Genomic DNA, 17,989 nt, shown 5'->3' with positions numbered 1-17,989 from the left:
CACCCCCGCTTGGGCCCCCCCCGCCTGGGCAGGCTCTCCGACGCCGCCCCCGCCGCCGCCACCTCAGCAGCAACAGGAGAAGATCGACGTGCCCAAGCCGCAGGCTGCTCCCACGCCGGCGCCGCCTGCGGATGCGCCGCCGCCCGGGCTGACCACGCCCTTGTCGGGCAGTGGTCCGGGCGATTCCTTCGGCATGCAGGCGGGCGATGGAAGCACGCTGATCGGGAAGGCGAGCAGCGGAACCGGCGACCGCTTCGCGTGGTACGGCGCGCTCGTTCGCGAACGCATCACCGACGCCATCACGCGCGACGAGAAGCTGCGCAAGGCGCAGGACTACCTGCGCGTGGTCAACGTCTGGGTCGACACCAGCGGGCGCGTCACGCGCGTGGAACTGGTGGGTGCGGCCAGCTCGCCCGAGCTCGACGATGCCCTGCGCGCCGCGCTGCGCAACCTGGCACCGGTGCGCGAAGGCCCGCCCGGCGACATGCCGCAACCCATCCGCCTGCGCGTGTCCGCGCGATCGTGAGAACGCATGGAAACCGCAGCCTGTCTTCTGTTGGCGAGCCCGGGAGTCACTCGTCAGGGGCGGGCACAGGGCCGTGGCGGCGCCTGTGCGGTGCCGAGAAGCGCAGTGCGGGCGGCCAGCGCGCGCAGCGCGCTTCGTGAACTGACTGGCGGCATCTGTTTGAACGGAGCTGGCGAAGCCAGCGCAGTGAGTTATGCCGCCTGGCCGCCCGCGCGAGCATCGCAGGGCAGTCCTCGCGCAGCGAGGACCACCGCAGTGAAGCCGCCACGGCCCTGTGCCCGCCCCTGACGCGCCAACCAAGCCCGTGCGCCCACATCCCCGAAACGACCCCAACCATCCTTCTACGAGACGGACATGACCCCAACCTTCGCCTTTGTCCTGCGCGCCACCGCCCTGGCCGCCGCCCTGGCCACCGGCACCGCCCAGGCCCAGACCAGCGAACGCGAAAGCCTGGAGGTGCTGCGCCAGACCACGCTGCAGCTCATCGAGGCCCTGGTGCAGCAGGGCGTGCTGCCCGCCGACAAGGCGCAGGCCCTGATCGCCCAGGCCGAGGCCAGGGCGCGCGCGGCCGTGGCCGAGCAGAAGAAGACCGAGCAGAACACCGTGCGCATCCAGTACGTGCCCGAATCGGTGCGCCAGCAGATCGCCAACGAGGTGCGTGAAGAGGTGGTGGCCCAGGCCAAGGCCGAGCGCTGGGGCGACGTGAACGCGGTGCCCGAATGGGTGGACCGCTTCCGATTCGACGGCGAGATCCGCGTGGGCTATCAGCGCGACATGTTCGACGAGGCCAACGCATCCGAGCTGTTCTTCCTGGCGGGCGGCCAGAACATCAGCAACACACTGATCGACCGCAACCGCGAGCGCCTGCGCGCCCGCCTGGGCCTGACGGCGCGCGTGACGCAGGACATCACCGCCGCACTGCGCCTGACCACCGGCAGCAGCGACGACCCGGTGTCCACCAACCAGACCCTGGGCAGCTACGGCAGCAAATACAACTTTGCGCTCGATCGCGCCTACCTGCGCGCGCGTTCGCCCGACTTCATGCCCTGGGTCACCACCACGGCCGGGCGCATCCCCAACCCCTTCTTCAGCACCGACCTGGTGTGGGACGACGACCTCAACTTCGACGGCGTGGCCCTGCAGTTCGACGACCCGGCGGCGAACGCGCGCGTGTGGCGGCCCTTCGGCGTGGTGGGCTGGTTCCCGTTGCAGAACCTGGAGCGCTCCTCGCTCAGCGAAGCGCGCAGCAAGTCGCTGCTGGCGGCGCAGGCGGGCGTTGAATGGGTGCCCAGCAACGACCTTCGCGCCAAGCTGGGCGTGGCGCTGTACGACTACCGCAACATCAGCGGCGTTCGCAACAGCTTCGACAGCAATACGCAGGACGCCACCCAGCCCGCGTTCCGCCAGAAGGGCAACTCGCTGTTCAACCTGTCGAACCCGACGAACTTCGGTGGCCCCTTCGGCCTGGCCGCCGACTACCGCCTGCTCAACCTCACGGCCGCGGTGGACTACAACCTCTTCAACCCGGTGCACCTGATCGTGAGCGCGGACTATGTGCGCAACATGGGCTTCGACCAGGCGCGCGTGCTGGCGCGATCGGGCCTGAACCTGGAGAAGGAGGACACGGGCTACATGGTGCGCGTGGCGGTGGGCATGCCCACCATGCTGCTCAAGGGCGATTGGCAGCTCTCGCTGGCTTACCGCTACCTGGAAGCCGACGCCGTGCTCGACGCGTTCACCGACTCCGACTTCCACCTGGGTGGCACCAACAGCAAGGGCTTTGTCGTGGGCGGGCAGTACGGGCTGAGCCGCAACACCTGGCTGAGCGCACGCTGGCTCTCCAGCCGCGAGATCACCGGCCTGCCACTGTCCATCAACACCTTCCAGGTCAACTTCCATGCGCGCTTCTGAAGCCGCTGGCTTCGCTGTTCTGGCCGCGCTGCTGGCCGGCTGCGCCGCGCCCGACGCCGAGCGGCTGGCGCTGCGCGACCGCATCGAACAGGGCGGGCTGGCGCCGGAGGACACGCCGCGCTTCTTCACGTCGCCGCTGGACAATGCCGAGGCGCAGCGCGCCGCGCGCGAGATCGCGCCGCGCCTGGCCACGCCGCTGGACGCCGAGCTGCTGGCGGCGGCCGAGGCCGCCGACACCGCGCGCCTGCGCGAGGCCTTGAAGCAGGGCGCCCAGGCCAACGCCGTGGATGCGCTGGGCCGCACGCCGCTGATGCTGGCCGCGCGCAGTGGCGACCTGGAGTGCGCGCGCGCGCTGCTGCGCGCCGGTGCCGAGCCCGACGGGCGCGGCCACCGGGGCGCCACGCCGCTGTCGGCCGCCGCGGTGCGCGGGCACGAGCGCATGGTGCGCCTGCTGCTCAAGGCCGGTGCGCGGCCCGATGCCGCGGCCGACGGCGACACGCCGCCGCTGGTGCAGGCGGCCCACCTGCGCCACCTGGACGTGGCCCGCGCCCTGCTGGAGGCCGGCGCCCGCCCGGACGCCCGTGACCGCTCGGGCGACAGCCTGCTGGTGATCGCCATTCACACCAACCAGCCCGCGCTGCTGGACGCCTTGCTCGCGCACGGCGCCGATCCCAACGCGATCGACGCCAGCGGCCTGAGCCCCTTGTACTGGGCCGAGCGCGAGGAGCGAGCGGCCATGGTGCAACGCCTGCAGGCGGCGGGCGCGCGCGCCAGCGAGCAGCAGCGCAGCTTGCGCGCCAGCGGGCCTTACCGCACGGAGGATTTCTGATGAACCACGGGAACTGGCAACGCGCCGCCGTGTTGCTGCTGGCCCTGGCCAGCCTGAGCACCGGCGCCCTGGCGCAGGACGACAAGCGCGCCAACCGCGAGCGCGAGGCCCTGCGCCGCGCGCAGCAGCAGGTGCAGCGCGCCACGCAGGAGATCAGCACCCTGCAGCAGCAACTAGGCACTGCCGAGCAGGAACGACAGCGCCTGAGCGGCGACGCCGAGGCTCTGCAGCAGCAGGCGCGCAGCGAGGCCGCGCGCGGGCAGCGCCTGTCGCGCGAACTCTCCGCCGCCACCACCGAGCGCGACGCGCTGCGCACCGACAAGGCGGCGCTGGAAGGACAGGTGACGACGCTGCAGGAGCGCGTGGCCAAGCTGGAACGCGACCTGACGGTGGCCAACGACCGGGGCCGTGCGCTGGATGCGCAGGGCAAGGTGTTGAGTGGCGAGCTCGCCGCCTGCAGCACGCGCGGAGAGGGCCTGTATCAGGTGGGCCGCGCGCTCATCGACGACTGCCGCGCTTACCAGGCCGACGTGAAGGCGAGCCGCCTGGAAGCCTTCACCGGGCTGGGCCGCGTCGGACTTGAAAACATTCTGCAAACTTACCGCGACAAACTCGACGAGCACAAGCCTCCGCCCCCGAAGGCACCCTGAGAAGGACATGCTCGATCCCACGCGCCAACGCCTCCTGATCCGTTCCATCGCCTGGCTGGCCGTGGTGTGCGCCCTGGTGGGCTGCGCCGCGCTGCCTGCGGATGAGGACCCGTCCACCGTGGAACAAGCTCTGGCCGATTCCGACTGGGCGCGCGCGTCCGACTGGGGCTTGTTGGGCGTTACACCGGGCTGGCGCCACCAGCGCTACGGCTCGGCGCGCCCCACGCGCTACGGCGTGGGCGAGCGCGAGGGCCGGCCCGCGGTGCACGCCAACAGCCGCGCGGGCAACAGCACCCTGCGCCTGCCGCTGGGCGAACCGGTGGACGCCTCGCTGCGGCTGGCGTTTTCCTGGCTGGTGCCGCAGCTCAATGACAAGGCCGACCTGCGCGACGCCGAGATCGACGACGCGGTGGTGCGCGTGATCCTCACCTTCGATGGCGACCGCGACGTGTTCCGCCCGCGCGACCGCTGGCTATCGGAGATCGTGCAACTGATCACCGGCGAGCCCATGCCCTACGCCACGTTGATGTACGTGTGGGACCACCGCTACCCGGTGGGCACCGTGGTCCCCAACCCGCACACCGACCGCATCCGCATGCTGGTGGTGCAGTCGGGCGAGGAGGGCGTGGGCCGCTGGAACGACCTGGAGCGCGACGTGGCAGCCGATTTCCAGGCTGCGTTCGGCGAAGCCCCTGGACGCCTCACCGGCCTGGGGCTGATGACGGACTCGAACAACACGGGCGAGTCGGTGGAAGCGTGGTTCGGGCCCGTGGTGCTGCGGCCGGTGGGCTTGCCGACGCAGGTGGCGCGGCCCAAGCACCCCTGATCAGAACCGCCCGCTGATCCCGACCCGCAACAGATCGCTGCGGTAGCGCCAGCTCGGCACGTTGCTCTGGCGGCGGCTGTCCTGCCAGGTCAGGTCCAGCGAGGCCTGGCGCGCGAAGGCCCAGCGCAGGCTCAGCAGGCGCTCGCGCGTGCGGTCCTTGCGGATGTCGGGCAGGGTGCCGGGCGGCGGACGCTGGAAATCGCGGTCGGCGCTGCCCCAGCTGCCTTGCAGGCTCAACTTGCTGGTGAGCACCCAGGTGCCATTGAGCGTCCAGCGGCGGGTGCGCGTCACGCTGGCGTTGCTGGTCTGGTAGCTGCTGAAGTCTTCGCTGGCACTCAGGCGAAGCAGGGTCTTGGCGCTGGGCGTCCAGTTCGCCGAAACGCGCCAGTTGAGCGCGTCGTAGTCGCGCGCGGCCACCCGTTCGTGCACGCGGTCGATCCAGGCGAGGTTGGCCTCCAGGCGCGTCTTGTCGGTGACGGGCCAGCGCGCGTCCAGGGCCCACTCGTCCTGCCGGAAGTCGTTGTCGCGCAGCGGGGCCGGCGGGCGGTTGGGGTCGATGGTCTCGCCCTCGCCGCTGCGCCATCGCAGCGCGAGCGAGCTGCCCTTGGGTGTCTCGCGCCGCACGCCAAGGCCCGTGGTGCGCAGGATCTGGCTGTCTTCGCCCACCAGGGGTTGCTGGTTTTCATTGCGCGCTTCCTGGGCCTCGGCGATCAGCGTCCAGGCGCCGTCCAGGCGCCAGTTGGCGTCCACGCTCTGGAAGCGGCGCAGGCGCCGGTTGCGCTGGGTGAGCACGCTGGTGTCCTCGAAGCTGTTGACGCTTTCGTCGCGCTGCGTTCTCACCGTGCCGGTGAGGTCGGGCGTGATGGCCCAGCGCCATCGCAGGTCGTGGTTGCGCGCCAGCAGGTCGAGCTGGTCGTAGGTGTCGTAGGCGTAGTCCACCAGGCCGATGTCGGCTTCCAGGCGCTGCAGGCTGAAGTCGCGCGCGTAGCGCAGGCCCACGGAGCGGACATGCACGGTCTCCGCCGCGCTCGGCCGACCGAGCGCGAACAGCGGGTTCACGCCATCGGCCAGGCGAAAGAGGTTGCTGTCGCGCTGCACGCGGTAAGCGGCGGAGAGGCTGAGGCCGTCGTCCTGTGCGAGCGCCAGCGGCGCGGCGAGGCACGCCAGGGCGGCACAAGCGCCAATGCCCAGCCAAGAGAGACCACCGATCCGGCTTTGCCGGTCGGTCGGTCTCGCCCCCTCGAGGGGGTCGCGCGCAGCGCGGCGGGGGTGTGCCATCAATACGCCTGCTGGTCCTTGAAGACCAGCCTGATCGTCTTGAGGATGATCAGCAGATCGAGCTTGAGCGACCAGTTGCGCAGGTAGTCCAGGTCCAGCGCGATGCGGCCTTCCATCTTCTCCAGCGTGTCCGTCTCGCCCCGGTAGCCGTTGACCTGCGCCCAGCCTGTGATGCCCGGCTTGACCTTGTGCCGCACCATGTAGCCCTTGATGAGCTTGCGGTACAGCTCGTTGTGCGCCACGGCGTGCGGGCGCGGGCCCACGATGCTCATGCGCCCCTGCAGCACGTTGATGAACTGGGGCAGTTCGTCGAGCGAGGTGCGCCGCAGCACGGCGCCCAGGGGCGTGATGCGCTGGTCGTTGCGGCGCGCTTGCGTGACCTGCGCGCCGTCCTCGGCCACGGTCATCGAGCGGAATTTGTAGACCACGATCTGCTCGCCCGACTGGCCATAACGCCGCTGCTTGAAGATGACCGGCCCCGGCGAGCTGAGCTTGACGGCCACGGCGATGGCGATGAGCACGGGCGCCAGCAGCACCAGGATCAGGGAGGCCAGCACCACGTCGCTGCCGCGCTTGAGCCCGCCGCTGAGGCCCTGGAAGGGCGTGTCGCACACCGAGATGACGGGCACGCCGCACAGCACCGTGGGCTTGCTCTGGATCAGGTCGGTCACGAACAGGTCGGGCACGAAGTAGATCGAGGCCGTGGTGTCCTTCAGGTCGTCCAGGATCTTGAGGATGCGCGGCTGCGAGGCCATGGGCAGCGAGATGTAGACGTGGTCGATGCGCTGCTGGCGCAGCACCTCGCCCAGCGATTCGAAACGCCCGAGCAGCGGGAAGCGCGCGTCGTCGGGCAGGCGCTCGCGCGAGCGGTCGTCCACGAAGCCCACGAGTTCGAAGTTGTGGAAGCGCGCGTCCTGCAGGTTGTGGGCGAGCTGCAGGCCCTGCGGGTTCATGCCCGCCACCAGGGCGCGCGCGGGCCGGCCCTGCAGGCGAACCAGCGTGGGCGCGGTGGCGCGCAGGCCCAGCCAGGCCGCGAGGTCGATGGCCGGCACGAGGCCCATCCACCAGGCGATGAGTTCGTCGGGGAACAGGCGCACGTAGCCGGTGGTCCAGCCGGCGGCCAGCAGCAGGCCGAAGGTGGTGCCCCAGCTCAGCAGCACGTCCAGCAGCAGCCAGCGCACCGTGCCCGTGAGCCGCGAGGGGCCGGGGAAGGTCATGGCGAACACCACCACGGCGAGCAGGAAGTACTCGGGGTGGATGCCGCCGTCCAGCACACGCGCCAGCACCCAGAGCACGGCCACGCCGATGACCGGGGTGAGCGAGATCTCCAGCAGGTTGAGCGGGCTGCCGCGCGCGGTCGCACCCGTGGCGCCGGCCACGCGCGGTGAGCTGTTGGAGGCGAGGGAGCTGATGTCGATCACGACAGGGAGGCGCTGGAAGGGCGGTGTGACAACGGTCGCAGGAGCGTTTCAGTGTGCGGCCCTTGTGTGACAAATCGACGCGCTGCGGACTTGTTGCGGGAGCGATCCGGGGTGGCCATGGTCCGTTCGGACCATGGTTCGCCGACGCCGGCGCGCTGTCGGAAAACCGTCACGCGGCGCGGCCATGCTGGGCGCCCTTTGGTTGATCAGAGATGGGTGCGATATGCCGGGCATGGAACGACGTGAAGGACTCAAGCGGCTGGCCTTGCTGGCCGGCCTGGGCGGGGCGGGGCCCGCGCTGGCGCAGGCGGTGGCCACGCGACCCGTGCGCGACGAGGCGGCCCTGACGGCCATCGTGGAACGGCTCACGGGCGGCAAGGTCCAGTTCTTCGGCGCGGGGCCCCTGCCGGGCCTGCACGAGGTGATCGTGAAGGACAAGGTGTTCTACATCGACGCCGCGGGCGAGCACCTCATCGACGGCCACATCATCGACATCGCCAACCGCCGCTCGCTGACGGCGCAGCGCCAGGCCGAGTACGTGCTGGCGAGCACGCCGACACTGCGCCTGGCCGAGCTGGACCTGGCCGACGCGATCACCATCCAGCGCGGCAAGGTGGTGCCGGGCCGTGTGCTGGTGAGCTTCGAGGACCCGCGCTGCGGCTTCTGCAAGCGCCTGCACGCGACGCTGAAAGACGCCACCGATCTGACGGTGCACACCTTCCCGATTTCCTACCTGGGGCCGGAGTCGCGCGCACTGAACGAACGCATCTGGTGCGCGCCCTCGCGACCGATCGCCTGGGAAGCGGCGATGGCCGACCAGGAGGTGCCGGGCAATGGCGTGTCGGGCTGCGGCTTCGAGGCGCTGGAGCGCAACATGGCGCTGGCCGAAAAATTCCGCGTGCAGGGCACACCCACGCTGTTCACGGCCGAGGGGCAGCGCCTCAACGGCGCGGTGAAGCTGGATGTGATCGAGGGGGCGCTGAAGGGGGCTTGAGGGTGGGTAGGGTTCCCCCTCTCGCCAGGTCCTCGCGCTGACTTCTCGTTGAGACCTCGCGCTGACTTCTCGTGGAGGCCTCGCGCTGACGGCTGGCGTGGTCCGCGTTCTCCGGCCCACGCTCGCGCAGATGTCCCCGGGCGCTCCACCGGGCCTGCGTCAACACCGTGGTTGGCGCGCCGCCTCTGTGGCAAGCGCGAATGGGGCCTGCGCCCGCGAACCCCACCAGCCGTCGAGAGTGACGCCCTAGCGCACCACCGGAAATCGGGCTCCCCTTAATTGGGGTCAGATTCCATTTAATCGCCGAGCCAGGGAAGTCCGGTCTTCTTGGGCCGGCCCATCCGCTACTGGGGTCGATGGTGTGGGTGACCGGGCGCAGGCCCCATTCGCGCTTGCCACAGGAGGGGGCGCGCCAACCACGGTGGTGACGCCAACCCTGTCCGAGCGCCCGGGCGCCTCTGCGCGAGCGTGGGCCGGAGAACGGGCACACGCACCAGCGGCCCTCGCGAGGAAGAGGCGCGAAACAGTGGCGCGAAGCAGAGCCGCGAAGCAGAGCCGCGAAACGCCCCCCTCATAGACACCTCAGCGCAGCGCCTTGATCTGCCCCTGCAGAAACCGCAGGAAGCGCGGGTCGGTGGCGTAGGCCACGTTCACGCGCATGGCCGTGCAGGCGGCGTGGCGGTCGGGGTGAAACACCGAGCCCGGCGCCAGGAAGATGCCCTGAGCGGCCGCGCGCCGCGCGAGCTCCAGCTCCTCCAGGCCTTCGGGTAATTCCACCCACAGGTAGTAGCCGCCCGGTGTAGCCGGGTGCACGGTGGCGCCCGCGCGGCGCAGGGCCTTGATGGCGGGTTCGTGCACCTCGTCCAGCCGCGCCTTCAGGCGGTTGAGGTGGCGGCGGTACTGCCCGCTGGAAATGAGCTGATGCACCACGCGCTCGACGAAGTCGGAGGTGGAGACCACGGTCACCATCTTCAGGTCGCACAGCGCGGTGATGTGGTGCGCGGCCCCCGCGATGTAGCCCACGCGCAGGCCGGCCGACAGGGTCTTGGAGAAGCTGCTCACGTAGATCACGCGCTCGAGCTGGTCGAGCGCGGCCAGGCGCGGCGCGCCCGCGGGCAGCAGGTCGGCGAAGGGGTCGTCCTCCACCACCAGGCAGTCGTGCTCGGTGATGAGTTGCAGCAGCTTGTGCGCCTTGGGCAGGCTGATGGAGCCACCCGTGGGGTTGTGCGCGAGCGACTGCGTGAAGAAGACCTTGGGCCGTTGGTTCTTGAGCAGGCGCTGCAGGGCGTCCAGGTCGGGGCCGTCGGCCTGGCGTGGCACGCCGTGCATGTGCACCTTGGCCAGCTTGAGCTTGCCGAACAGCGGGTAGTAGCCGGGCGAGTCCACCAGTGCGTGGTCCCCGGGTTCGAGCAGGTGGCGCACGATGAGGTCGAGCGCGTGGTTGGCGCCTTGCGTGAGCAGCACCTGGCGTGGGCTCACGGGCAGGGTGCGTTCGCCCAGCAGGCGCGCCACGGTTTCGCGCAGGGGCAGGTAGCCCCAGGGTGTGCCGTAACCGTGGTCGATCTGCGAGAGCCCGCTGCTGCCCGCGCCACGCAGGTGGCGCCCCAGCTCCGAGCCCTCCATCCACGAGGCGGGCGGGCGGCCGTCGCCCACGCGCACCTCGTAGTGCTGCTCGAGCTGTTCGCGCAGCAGCGAGACCACGTCCACCGCCTCGGTGACGTGCGCCGGCGCTGCGTGCGAGCGCGTGCCCGCGAGGCGGCGCACGAAGTAGCCCGAGCCGGGCCGTGCCTCGACGTAGCCGCGCGCGACGAGGCGGTTGTAGGCCTCCACCACGGTGTTCACGCCCAGGCCGTCCTTGGCCGCGGCGTCGCGCACCGAGCGCAGGCGGCTGCCCGGCGGCAGGCTGCCTTGTTCGATGGCGTTGGCGAGGCGGTTGGCCAGGGCTTCGACCTTGGTGTCCACGCGGGGCTCCTGTGCGGGAGGGGAGAACCGTACCCAGGTGTTCATGGATACAGTTCATTTCACTGTGCCTAAACTGTACCTATGACGGTGCGCAACTGTCTATAGACTTTTCCGCAGCGTGACCCGCATGGCCCGGCGTGGCCGGGTGCGCGCACCAGAGCACCGCCGGCCACGGCGGGACGACCAACCGATCGGAGACAAGACATGAAAGACGCGATCAAGCGACGCGGCCTGCTGAAAACCTCTCTCGCCGGCGTGGCGGTGGCCGCCACCGCGGCGCCGCTGGCCGTGCACGCGCAGTCGCCGGCCGTCACCTGGCGCATGCAGGCGCTGTGGGACGGCGGCACCACGCCGCAGAAGTACGAGGAGCGTTTCGTGGCCCGCGTGGCCGAGCTCACCGGCGGGCGCTTCAAGATCAACCTGTTCGCGGCCGGCCAGATCGTGCCCGCGGCGCAGGCCTTCGACGCCGTGCGCGGCGGCGCCTTCGAGATGATGAAGACCTTCGACGGCTACGAGGCCGGCAAGATTCCTTCGTTCGCCTTCACCAGCACCATTCCCTTCGGCTTCGCCGAGAGCGACGAGTACGAGGCCTGGTTCTACGAGCGCGGCGGCCTGGACCTGGTGCGCCAGGCCTACGCGCCAGCCGGCCTGCACTACATCGCGCCCACGGTGTACGGCCAGGAGCCGCTGCACTCCAAGGTGCCGATCCGCAAGATCGCCGACCTGGCGGGCAAGAAGGGCCGCTTTGTCGGTCTGGCGTCCACGGTGATGGGCGCCATGGGCGTGTCGGTGACGCCGCTGCCCACGGGCGAGGTGTACTCCGCGCTCGACAAGGGCGTGGTGGACATGGCCGACCGCGGCGACCTGACCGCCAACTTCGAGGCCGGTCTGGCCGAGGTGGCCAAGTTCGTCATCGTGCCGGGCTTTCACCAGCCCACCACGGCCACGGCCTACGTGGCCAACCGCGGCGCGCATGAGCGCCTGCCGGCCGAGTACAAGGCCGCGCTGGGTGTGGCCGCGCGCGAGGTCTCGGGCGCGCTGCGCCAGCACATCCTGGTGAACGACGCTGCCGCGCTGGGCAAGTACGCGGCCAAGGGCTGCGAGGTGATCCGCTTCAACCCCGCCGACGTGGCCGCCGCGCGGCCCAAGGCCATGGAGGCCTGGCGCGCCGCCACCAAGGGCGACGCCCTGGCCACGCGCATCCTGGACAGCCAGGTGGCGTTCATGAAAGAGCTGGGCCTGCTGGGCTGAGCGTTGTTGACACGCCCGGTTCGCCCGCGCGGCGGGCCGGGCCTTCCCGTTCGACTTCAGGAGTGTCGGCATGCCCCTCTGGCTGTCCGTGATCGCGCGCGCCATCACCGCCTTCAACCGCCGGTTGTTCCAGATCACGGTCTGGCTCATGGCCATCGTCGTGCCCGTGATGCTCTACGAGGTGGTGATGCGCTATTTCTTCAATGCGCCCACGGTGTGGGGCATGGAGTTGGCCGTTCTGCTGTTCGGCCCTTACTTCCTGCTCGGTGGGCCGTACCTGCTGCACCTCAAGGGCCACGTCGCGCTCGACTTGCTGCGCCAGCGCCTGAGCGCGGCCTGGACGCGCCGGCTCGACCTGGTGAACTACCCGGTGATCGTGCTCTTCTGCGGCATCCTGCTGGTGTACAGCGTGCCCGCCGCGCTGAGCGCCTTCGAGTACCGCGAGACCAGCTTCTCGGCCTGGAACCCGCCGGTGTGGCCGGTGAAGGCGGCCGTGCCGCTGGCGCTGCTGCTGATGTTGTTGCAGGCACTGGTGGAGTTCGCGCGGGCGCTCTTCGGCGAGACCGCAGACACGAACGAGACGGGTGAGAGGGCGCAGGCATGACCCCCAACCTGGTCCTGCTGCTGATGTTCGGCAGCCTCACGCTGTTCATGCTCAGTGGCCTGCCGATTGCCTTCGTGCTGGGCGGCCTGTCGCTGCTGTTCACGGTGACGCTGTGGGAGCCCAACGCGGTCATCGTGCTGGTGCTGCAGATCTTCGACACCATGAAGTCGGAGGCGCTGCTGGCGATTCCGCTGTTCATCCTGATGGCCTGCATCCTGCAACGATCGGGCGTCATCGAGGACCTGTACCGCGCCATGGAGCTGTGGTTCGGCCGCCTGCGCGGCGGCCTGGCCATCGGCACCGTGATCATCTGCGTGGTGATGGCGGCCATGACCGGCGTGGTGGGCGCGGCCGTCACGGCCATGGGCATCCTGGCGCTGCCGGAAATGCTGCGCCGTGGCTACGAGCCGCGTCTGGCGCTGGGCACCATCTGCGCCTCGGGCACGCTGGGCATCCTCATTCCGCCCTCGGTGCTGACCATCGTGTACGCGGTGACGGCGCAGGTGTCGATCGGGCAGATGCTGATTGCGGGCCTGGTGCCAGGCCTCATCCTGGCGACGCTCTACATCGGCTACATCGTGGTGGTGGGCTGGCTCAAGCCCGAGTGGGTGCCGCTGGACCCGTCGGCACGCCGCGCGCCGCTGCGCGAGAAGCTGATCGCGCTCAAGGCGCTGATCTTCCCGTCGATGCTGATCGTGCTGATCCTGGGCTCGATCTTCTTCGGCGTCGCCACGCCGACCGAGTCAGCCGCCGTGGGCGTGGCCGGGGCCATGGTGCCCGCGCTGCTCAAGCGCCGCCTGCGCCTGCCCATGCTGCGCGAGGCGGGTGTGGACGCCCTCAAGGCCACGTCCATGATCCTGTGGATCACCATCGGCGCGAAGGCCTACGTGGCCATCTTCACCGGCCTGGGCGGCGCGGACACGCTGCTGGAATTCATCAAGGGCCTGGAGGTGAACCGCTGGGTGGTGCTGGGCGCCATGATGCTGCTGCTGGTCTTCCTGGGCACGGTGCTCGACGAGCTGGGGATCATCCTGCTCACCGTGCCGGTGTTCCTGCCCATCGTGCGCCTGCTGGGCTTCGACGAGATCTGGTTCGGCGTGCTCTACGCCATCACGATCCAGATGGGCTACATCAGCCCGCCCTTCGGCTACACGCTGTTCTATATCAAGGGCACCTTGCCCAAGCACCTGGACATGGGCCACGTCTACCGCGGCATCCTGCCCTTCTTTGCGCTGCAGTTCGTGGGCCTGCTGATCTGCGCCGCTTTCCCCGACCTCATCACCTGGCTGCCGCGCCTGATGGCCGCGCGCTGATTTCCTTCATCTGTTCCTGCGAGAGCTTTCATGAGCACCACCGACCAGAGCAGCCGCATCGGCGGCTTCCACAAACTGCCCATTCCCGAGCGCATCGAGGCCGTGGCGCGCTTTGCCGGCCTGAGCGAGGCCGATCGCACGCACTTGCTCGACACCGGCAACCTGCCCGCCGAGCTGGCCGACCACCTCATCGAGAACGTGATCGGCACGATGAACATTCCGGTGGGCATCGCGACCAACATGCGCGTCGACGGACGTGACCGCCTGATCCCCATGGCGACCGAGGAATCGTCGGTGGTGGCCGCGGTGTGCAACGCGGCGCGCCAGTGCTACGACGCGGGCGGCTTCGTCACGTCGATGTCGGGCACGCGCATGATCGCGCAGATCCAGCTCACGCACGTGAGCGACCCGCAGGCCGCGCGCCTGCGCATCCTGGAGCGCCAGGCCGAGGTGCAGGCCATCTGCGACGAATGCGACCCGGTGCTGCTCAAGCTCGGCGGGGGCTTCCGCGAGCTGGAGGTGCGCGTGCTGGAGACGCGCGGCGGCCCCATGGTGATCACGCACATCGTGGTGGACACGCGCGACGCCATGGGCGCCAACGCCGTCAACACCATGGCCGAGAAGCTGGCGCCGCGCATCGCGGCGTGGACGGGCGGGCGCACCAACCTGCGCATCCTCTCCAACCTGGCCGACCGGCGCCTGGCGCGCGCGCGCTGCGTGTGGCCGCTGGCGGCCATCGGCGGTGCCGAGGTGCGCGACGGCATGCTCTCGGCCTACCACTTCGCCGACGCCGACCCCTACCGCGCGGCCACGCACAACAAGGGCATCATGAACGGCATCAGCGCCGTGGTGCTGGCCACCGGCAACGACACGCGCGCGGTGGAGGCGGGCGCCCACGCCTATGCGGCGCGCAACGGCCGCTACGCCAGCCTCACGCACTGGGAGGTCACCGCCGAGGGCGACCTGGCCGGCAGCATCGAACTGCCCATGGCCGTGGGCCTGGTGGGCGGCGCCACCAAGCTGCACCCCACGGCCAGGCTCTCGCTCAAGGTGCTGGGTGTGCAGTCGGCGGAGGAACTGGCGCGGATCATTGCCGCGGTGGGCCTGGCGCAGAACTTCTCGGCCATGAAGGCGCTGGCCACCACGGGCATTCAGAAGGGTCACATGGCGCTGCACGCGCAGAACATCGCGATGATGGCGGGCGCGGTGGGGGAGGAGATCGAGGCGGTGGCGAAGGTGCTGGTGCAGTGGGGGGCGGTGAGGATCGATGTGGCGGAGGAGGTGTTGGTGGGTGTACGGGACGCCAAGGCCTAAGCGCCCGGGGTCTGCGCCGCCTGACTGCACAGGTGGTCCACCAACCTCCCCGCCGCCACATTCAAATCCTCCCGCCGCCGAAAGCAGATCGCGAACCGCCGCTGCGCCCAGGGCTCGTTCAGCGGCACCAGCCGCACACGCCCGTCCAGCGTGTGCGGCGCGCTCACCTCGCGCGGCACCACGCTCACCCCCAAGCCTGCGCCCACCACGCGCAGCGCGGCGTCGAAGCTGGACACCACCACCCGGTAGTTGAATGAACGCCCCAGCGCCGCGGCCTCGCGGTGCAGCATGGAGTGCACGGCGGTGGTGGGGGGCAGGCCCACGTGCGGGTGGTCCAGCGCCTCGGCCAGGCGCACACTCGCGCGCCCGGCCAGGGCGTGTCCGCCGGGCACGGCCAGCACCAGTTCGTCGCCGCGGTAGGGCAGGGTGGCCAGTCCGCCGAAGTCGATGCGGTCCCAGCAGATCCACGATGTCGCGCGAGATGCGCTCTTCGATGTCGACCTTGATGTCCTGGTGCTGCGGTTCGCGCATGAAGCCGGCGATGTCGTCGAGCAGGGCCTCGGCGATGGCGGAGACGCTGGCCGCCAGGCGCACCTGGCCGCGAATGCTGCCGCGAAACGCGGCCATGTCGCTGTCGATGCGCGCGAGCGCGAACTGCAGGCCGCGCGCGTGCTCCAGCAGGGCCTGGCCGGCCGGCGTGGGCCGCGCGCCCTGTCGCCCGCGCAGCAGCAGGGGCTGGCCGACGGCGTCTTCCAGTTGCGCCAGGCGCTTGCTGATGGCGGAGGGCTCGATGTGCTCCTGCGCGGCGGCGGCCTTGATGTTGCCGTGGTCGCACACCGCCACGAACAGGCGCAGGCTCTTCAGGTCCAGGTCTCTCATGGGTTCCGTTTGGGAATGTATCGGCTTCCAAGACTTCACTTGAAGTCCATGTGGGAAGCCAAGACACTCTAGCCGAACCCCGGAGACCAGGAAACGATGCTGACCTTGCCCCCCATGCGGTGATCCGCGAAGTCGGCCTGCGCGACGGCCTGCAGAGCATCGCCACCGTGCTGAGCACCGAGCGCAAGCGCGAGTGGGTGCGCCGCGCCTTTGAAGCCGGCCAGCGCGAGATCGAGGTCGGCTCCTTTGTGCCGCCGCACCTGTTGCCGCAACTGGCCGACACGGCCGAGGTGCTGGCCTATGCCAAGACCCTGCCCGGCCTGGTGGCCAGCGTGCTGGTGCCCAACCTCAAGGGCGCCGAGCGCGCCTTGGCGGCGGGTGCCGATGTGATGCTGCTGCCGCTGTCGGCCAGCCACGCGCACAGCCTGGCCAACCTGCGCAAGGCGCCCGACGAGGTGGTGGCCGAGATGGCGCGCATCCGCGCCGCGCGCGATGCCTCGGGCCAGCGCACGCTGATCGAGGGGGGCGTGGGCACGGCCTTCGGTTGCACCCTGCAGGGCGAGGTGAAGCCCGCCGAGGTGCTGCGTCTGATGGCCGCGCTGCTGGACGCGGGCGCCGACCGCGTGAGCCTGGCCGACACGGTGGGGCACGCCGACCCGGCGGCCGTGAGCCGCCTGTTCGAACAAGCCCTGAGGCTCGCGGGCGAGCGCTTCGCGGGCGGGCATTTTCACGACACGCGCGGCCTGGCGCTGGCCAACACCCTGGCGGCGCTGCAACTGGGCGTGATCCGATTCGACGCCTCGCTCGCCGGCATCGGGGGCTGTCCGCACGCGCCTGGGGCCAGCGGCAACGCCACCACCGAGGACCTGGCCTTCATGCTCGCCGCCATGGGCGTTCGCACAGGTATGCGCCTGGCGCCGCTGCTGGCGCTGCGCGCCGACCTGGCGCAATGGCTGGCCAATGAAGCCACGCACGGCAGCTTGTGGCGCGCGGGCGTGCCTGACCACATCGGGTTGGCGGCATGAGCGAGAACAACGGACTGCCGCTCGACGGCGTGCGCGTCGTCGAGTTCACGCACATGGTGATGGGCCCCACCTGCGGAATGATCCTGGCCGACCTCGGGGCCGAGGTGATCAAGGTGGAGCCCCCCGGCGGCGACAAGACGCGCAGCCTGCCGGGTCTGGGCATCGGCTTTTTCCGCAGCTTCAACCGCAACAAGAAGAGCGTGGTGCTCGACATCCAGACGCCCGAGGGGCTGGCGAGCGCGCGCGAACTCATCGGCGCGAGCGACGTGCTGATCGAGAACTTCCGCCCCGGGCTGATGGAGCGCCTGGGCCTGGGGCATGAGGCGCTGTCGCGCGACTTCCCGCGCCTGATCACCGTGTCGCACAAGGGCTTCCTGCCGGGGCCGTACGAGAACCGGCTGGCACTCGACGAGGTGGTGCAGAACATGGCCGGGCTGACCTACATGACCGGGCCGCCCGGCCGCCCGCTGCGAGCGGGCAGCAGCGTCAACGACATCATGGGCGGCATGTTCGGCGCCATCGGCGTGCTGGCCGCGCTGCGCGAGCGCGAGCGCACGGGCCGCGGCCAGGCCATCCAGAGCGCGCTGTTCGAGAACTGCTGCCTGCTGGCCGCGCAGCACATGCAGCAGTTCCAGATGACGGGCGAAGTGCCGCCACCGTTTCCCGCGCGTGTGTCGGCCTGGAGCGTGTACGACACCTTCGAGGTGGCGGGAGGCGACCAGTTGTTCATCGGCGCCGTGAGCGACAAACAGTTCCTGGCCTTGTGCGGCGTGCTGGGCCGCGACGACCTCGCCGGCGACCCGGACCTGGCCACCAACACGCAGCGCGTGGCGCGGCGCCCCGCGCTGCTGGCCGAGCTGGGCCGCACGTTGCGCGCGCACGCCATCGACGCGCTGTGCGAACGCCTGCAGGCCGCGGGCCTGCCGTACGCCCGCGTGGTGCGCCCCGACCAACTGGTGGCCGACGAGCACCTGCTGCAAAGCGGCGGCCTGGTGCCCATGGTGACGGACGACGGCGACACCACGCAGGTGGTGCTGCTGCCCTTGCTGATGGGTGGCCGCCGCCCCGGCGTGCGCCACCCCCTGGCCGCCGTGGGCGAACACACCGAGGAGGTGCTGGGCCGCCGCACGCCATCGCCCCGAGCATCACCCAACGCTTCACCCCAATCGGCCTGAGCGCACGCCCTGGCTTCACGCACCCCCAGAA

Annotated in this window: 15 protein-coding genes and 1 pseudogene; 12 read left to right on the top strand and 4 right to left on the bottom strand. The window is 70.3% G+C overall.

What is annotated here, in order from left to right; all coding sequences use genetic code 11:
* The 5 genes from BN948_RS11370 to BN948_RS11350 all read left to right on the top strand — a co-directional run.
* Nucleotides 1–526: energy transducer TonB family protein (locus BN948_RS11370; protein ID WP_238327233.1), on the top strand; the 526-nt coding region annotated here is incomplete at its 5' end.
* Between the two features lie 354 nt (nt 527–880).
* Nucleotides 881–2,437: a putative porin gene (locus tag BN948_RS11365; protein ID WP_009518418.1), complete on the top strand. Its 1,557-nt coding sequence runs from the start codon at nt 881–883 to the stop codon at nt 2,435–2,437.
* Nucleotides 2,424–3,266 (top strand): ankyrin repeat domain-containing protein, encoded by an 843-nt coding sequence (locus BN948_RS11360; protein WP_009518417.1) that lies wholly within the window; start codon nt 2,424–2,426, stop codon nt 3,264–3,266. The genes BN948_RS11365 and BN948_RS11360 overlap by 14 nt, the downstream gene beginning before the upstream one ends.
* Nucleotides 3,266–3,916, top strand: coding sequence for a hypothetical protein (locus BN948_RS11355; protein WP_009518416.1), 651 nt, complete (start codon nt 3,266–3,268; stop codon nt 3,914–3,916). Before BN948_RS11360 ends, BN948_RS11355 begins: the two co-directional genes overlap by 1 nt.
* 7 nt (nt 3,917–3,923) lie before the next feature.
* Complete coding sequence (locus BN948_RS11350) at nt 3,924–4,742, top strand: DUF3047 domain-containing protein (RefSeq protein ID WP_009518415.1); 819 nt, start codon at nt 3,924–3,926, stop codon at nt 4,740–4,742.
* Here the strand turns inward: BN948_RS11350 and epsL are convergent, their stop codons facing one another.
* Both epsL and BN948_RS11340 read right to left on the bottom strand, forming a co-directional pair.
* Nucleotides 4,743–6,020, bottom strand: a complete 1,278-nt coding sequence (epsL, locus tag BN948_RS11345; RefSeq protein WP_009518414.1) for an XrtB/PEP-CTERM-associated polysaccharide biosynthesis outer membrane protein EpsL — start codon at nt 6,018–6,020, stop codon at nt 4,743–4,745. It abuts the gene before it with no gap.
* Entirely contained in the window at nt 6,020–7,441 is a 1,422-nt protein-coding gene (locus BN948_RS11340) for an undecaprenyl-phosphate glucose phosphotransferase (protein WP_009518413.1), read from the bottom strand. The genes epsL and BN948_RS11340 overlap by 1 nt, the downstream gene beginning before the upstream one ends.
* Nucleotides 7,442–7,673: 232 nt before the next feature.
* Between BN948_RS11340 and BN948_RS25650 the strand changes: the two genes are divergently transcribed.
* Nucleotides 7,674–8,435 (top strand): DsbC family protein, encoded by a 762-nt coding sequence (locus tag BN948_RS25650; RefSeq protein ID WP_158515840.1) that lies wholly within the window; start codon nt 7,674–7,676, stop codon nt 8,433–8,435.
* Nucleotides 8,436–9,017: 582 nt separating this feature from the next.
* Here BN948_RS25650 and BN948_RS11330 read toward each other — a convergent pair.
* On the bottom strand, nt 9,018–10,397 hold the full coding sequence (locus tag BN948_RS11330; RefSeq protein WP_236953859.1) for an aminotransferase-like domain-containing protein: 1,380 nt from the start codon (nt 10,395–10,397) through the stop codon (nt 9,018–9,020).
* Between the two features lie 204 nt (nt 10,398–10,601).
* Here BN948_RS11330 and dctP point away from each other — a divergent pair, with 204 nt between their 5' ends.
* From dctP to BN948_RS11310, 4 genes are all read left to right on the top strand, one after another.
* On the top strand, nt 10,602–11,648 hold the full coding sequence (gene dctP, locus BN948_RS11325) for a TRAP transporter substrate-binding protein DctP (RefSeq protein ID WP_009520213.1): 1,047 nt from the start codon (nt 10,602–10,604) through the stop codon (nt 11,646–11,648).
* A gap of 70 nt (nt 11,649–11,718) precedes the next feature.
* Nucleotides 11,719–12,252, top strand: coding sequence for a TRAP transporter small permease subunit (locus tag BN948_RS11320; RefSeq protein WP_009520212.1), 534 nt, complete (start codon nt 11,719–11,721; stop codon nt 12,250–12,252).
* Entirely contained in the window at nt 12,249–13,565 is a 1,317-nt protein-coding gene (locus BN948_RS11315; RefSeq protein WP_009520211.1) for a TRAP transporter large permease, read from the top strand. The genes BN948_RS11320 and BN948_RS11315 overlap by 4 nt, the downstream gene beginning before the upstream one ends.
* A 30-nt stretch (nt 13,566–13,595) precedes the next feature.
* Nucleotides 13,596–14,879 (top strand): hydroxymethylglutaryl-CoA reductase, degradative, encoded by a 1,284-nt coding sequence (locus tag BN948_RS11310; protein WP_009520210.1) that lies wholly within the window; start codon nt 13,596–13,598, stop codon nt 14,877–14,879.
* Here BN948_RS11310 and BN948_RS27555 read toward each other — a convergent pair.
* Nucleotides 14,876–15,758, bottom strand: a pseudogene (locus tag BN948_RS27555) (LysR substrate-binding domain-containing protein). The gene BN948_RS11310 and the pseudogene BN948_RS27555 overlap by 4 nt on opposite strands.
* 119 nt (nt 15,759–15,877) lie before the next feature.
* On the opposite strand from BN948_RS27555, the gene BN948_RS11300 reads away from it, so the two are divergent.
* Both BN948_RS11300 and BN948_RS11295 read left to right on the top strand, forming a co-directional pair.
* On the top strand, nt 15,878–16,783 hold the full coding sequence (locus tag BN948_RS11300; protein ID WP_009520208.1) for a hydroxymethylglutaryl-CoA lyase: 906 nt from the start codon (nt 15,878–15,880) through the stop codon (nt 16,781–16,783).
* Nucleotides 16,780–17,958 (top strand): CaiB/BaiF CoA transferase family protein, encoded by a 1,179-nt coding sequence (locus tag BN948_RS11295; RefSeq protein ID WP_009520206.1) that lies wholly within the window; start codon nt 16,780–16,782, stop codon nt 17,956–17,958. The genes BN948_RS11300 and BN948_RS11295 overlap by 4 nt, the downstream gene beginning before the upstream one ends.
* Nucleotides 17,959–17,989 lie beyond the last annotated feature (31 nt).

Origin of the sequence: Hydrogenophaga intermedia, assembly GCF_000723405.1 — a bacterium.
Lineage (GTDB): Bacteria > Pseudomonadota > Gammaproteobacteria > Burkholderiales > Burkholderiaceae_C > Hydrogenophaga > Hydrogenophaga intermedia.
Note: the sequence above shows the minus strand (reverse complement) of the source record. Positions and strands in the feature narration are given on the sequence as shown.

Excerpts from the sequence above, each read along its gene's own strand:
- BN948_RS11365 (WP_009518418.1), top strand. The coding sequence starts at position 881 with ATGACCCCAACCTTCGCCTTTGTCCTGCGCGCCACCGCCCTGGCCGCC.
- BN948_RS11360 (WP_009518417.1), top strand. The coding sequence starts at position 2,424 with ATGCGCGCTTCTGAAGCCGCTGGCTTCGCTGTTCTGGCCGCGCTGCTG.
- BN948_RS11355 (WP_009518416.1), top strand. The coding sequence starts at position 3,266 with ATGAACCACGGGAACTGGCAACGCGCCGCCGTGTTGCTGCTGGCCCTG.
- BN948_RS11350 (WP_009518415.1), top strand. The coding sequence starts at position 3,924 with ATGCTCGATCCCACGCGCCAACGCCTCCTGATCCGTTCCATCGCCTGG.
- epsL (WP_009518414.1), bottom strand. The coding sequence starts at position 6,020 with ATGGCACACCCCCGCCGCGCTGCGCGCGACCCCCTCGAGGGGGCGAGA.
- BN948_RS25650 (WP_158515840.1), top strand. The coding sequence starts at position 7,674 with ATGGAACGACGTGAAGGACTCAAGCGGCTGGCCTTGCTGGCCGGCCTG.
- dctP (WP_009520213.1), top strand. The coding sequence starts at position 10,602 with ATGAAAGACGCGATCAAGCGACGCGGCCTGCTGAAAACCTCTCTCGCC.
- BN948_RS11320 (WP_009520212.1), top strand. The coding sequence starts at position 11,719 with ATGCCCCTCTGGCTGTCCGTGATCGCGCGCGCCATCACCGCCTTCAAC.
- BN948_RS11315 (WP_009520211.1), top strand. The coding sequence starts at position 12,249 with ATGACCCCCAACCTGGTCCTGCTGCTGATGTTCGGCAGCCTCACGCTG.
- BN948_RS11310 (WP_009520210.1), top strand. The coding sequence starts at position 13,596 with ATGAGCACCACCGACCAGAGCAGCCGCATCGGCGGCTTCCACAAACTG.
- BN948_RS11295 (WP_009520206.1), top strand. The coding sequence starts at position 16,780 with ATGAGCGAGAACAACGGACTGCCGCTCGACGGCGTGCGCGTCGTCGAG.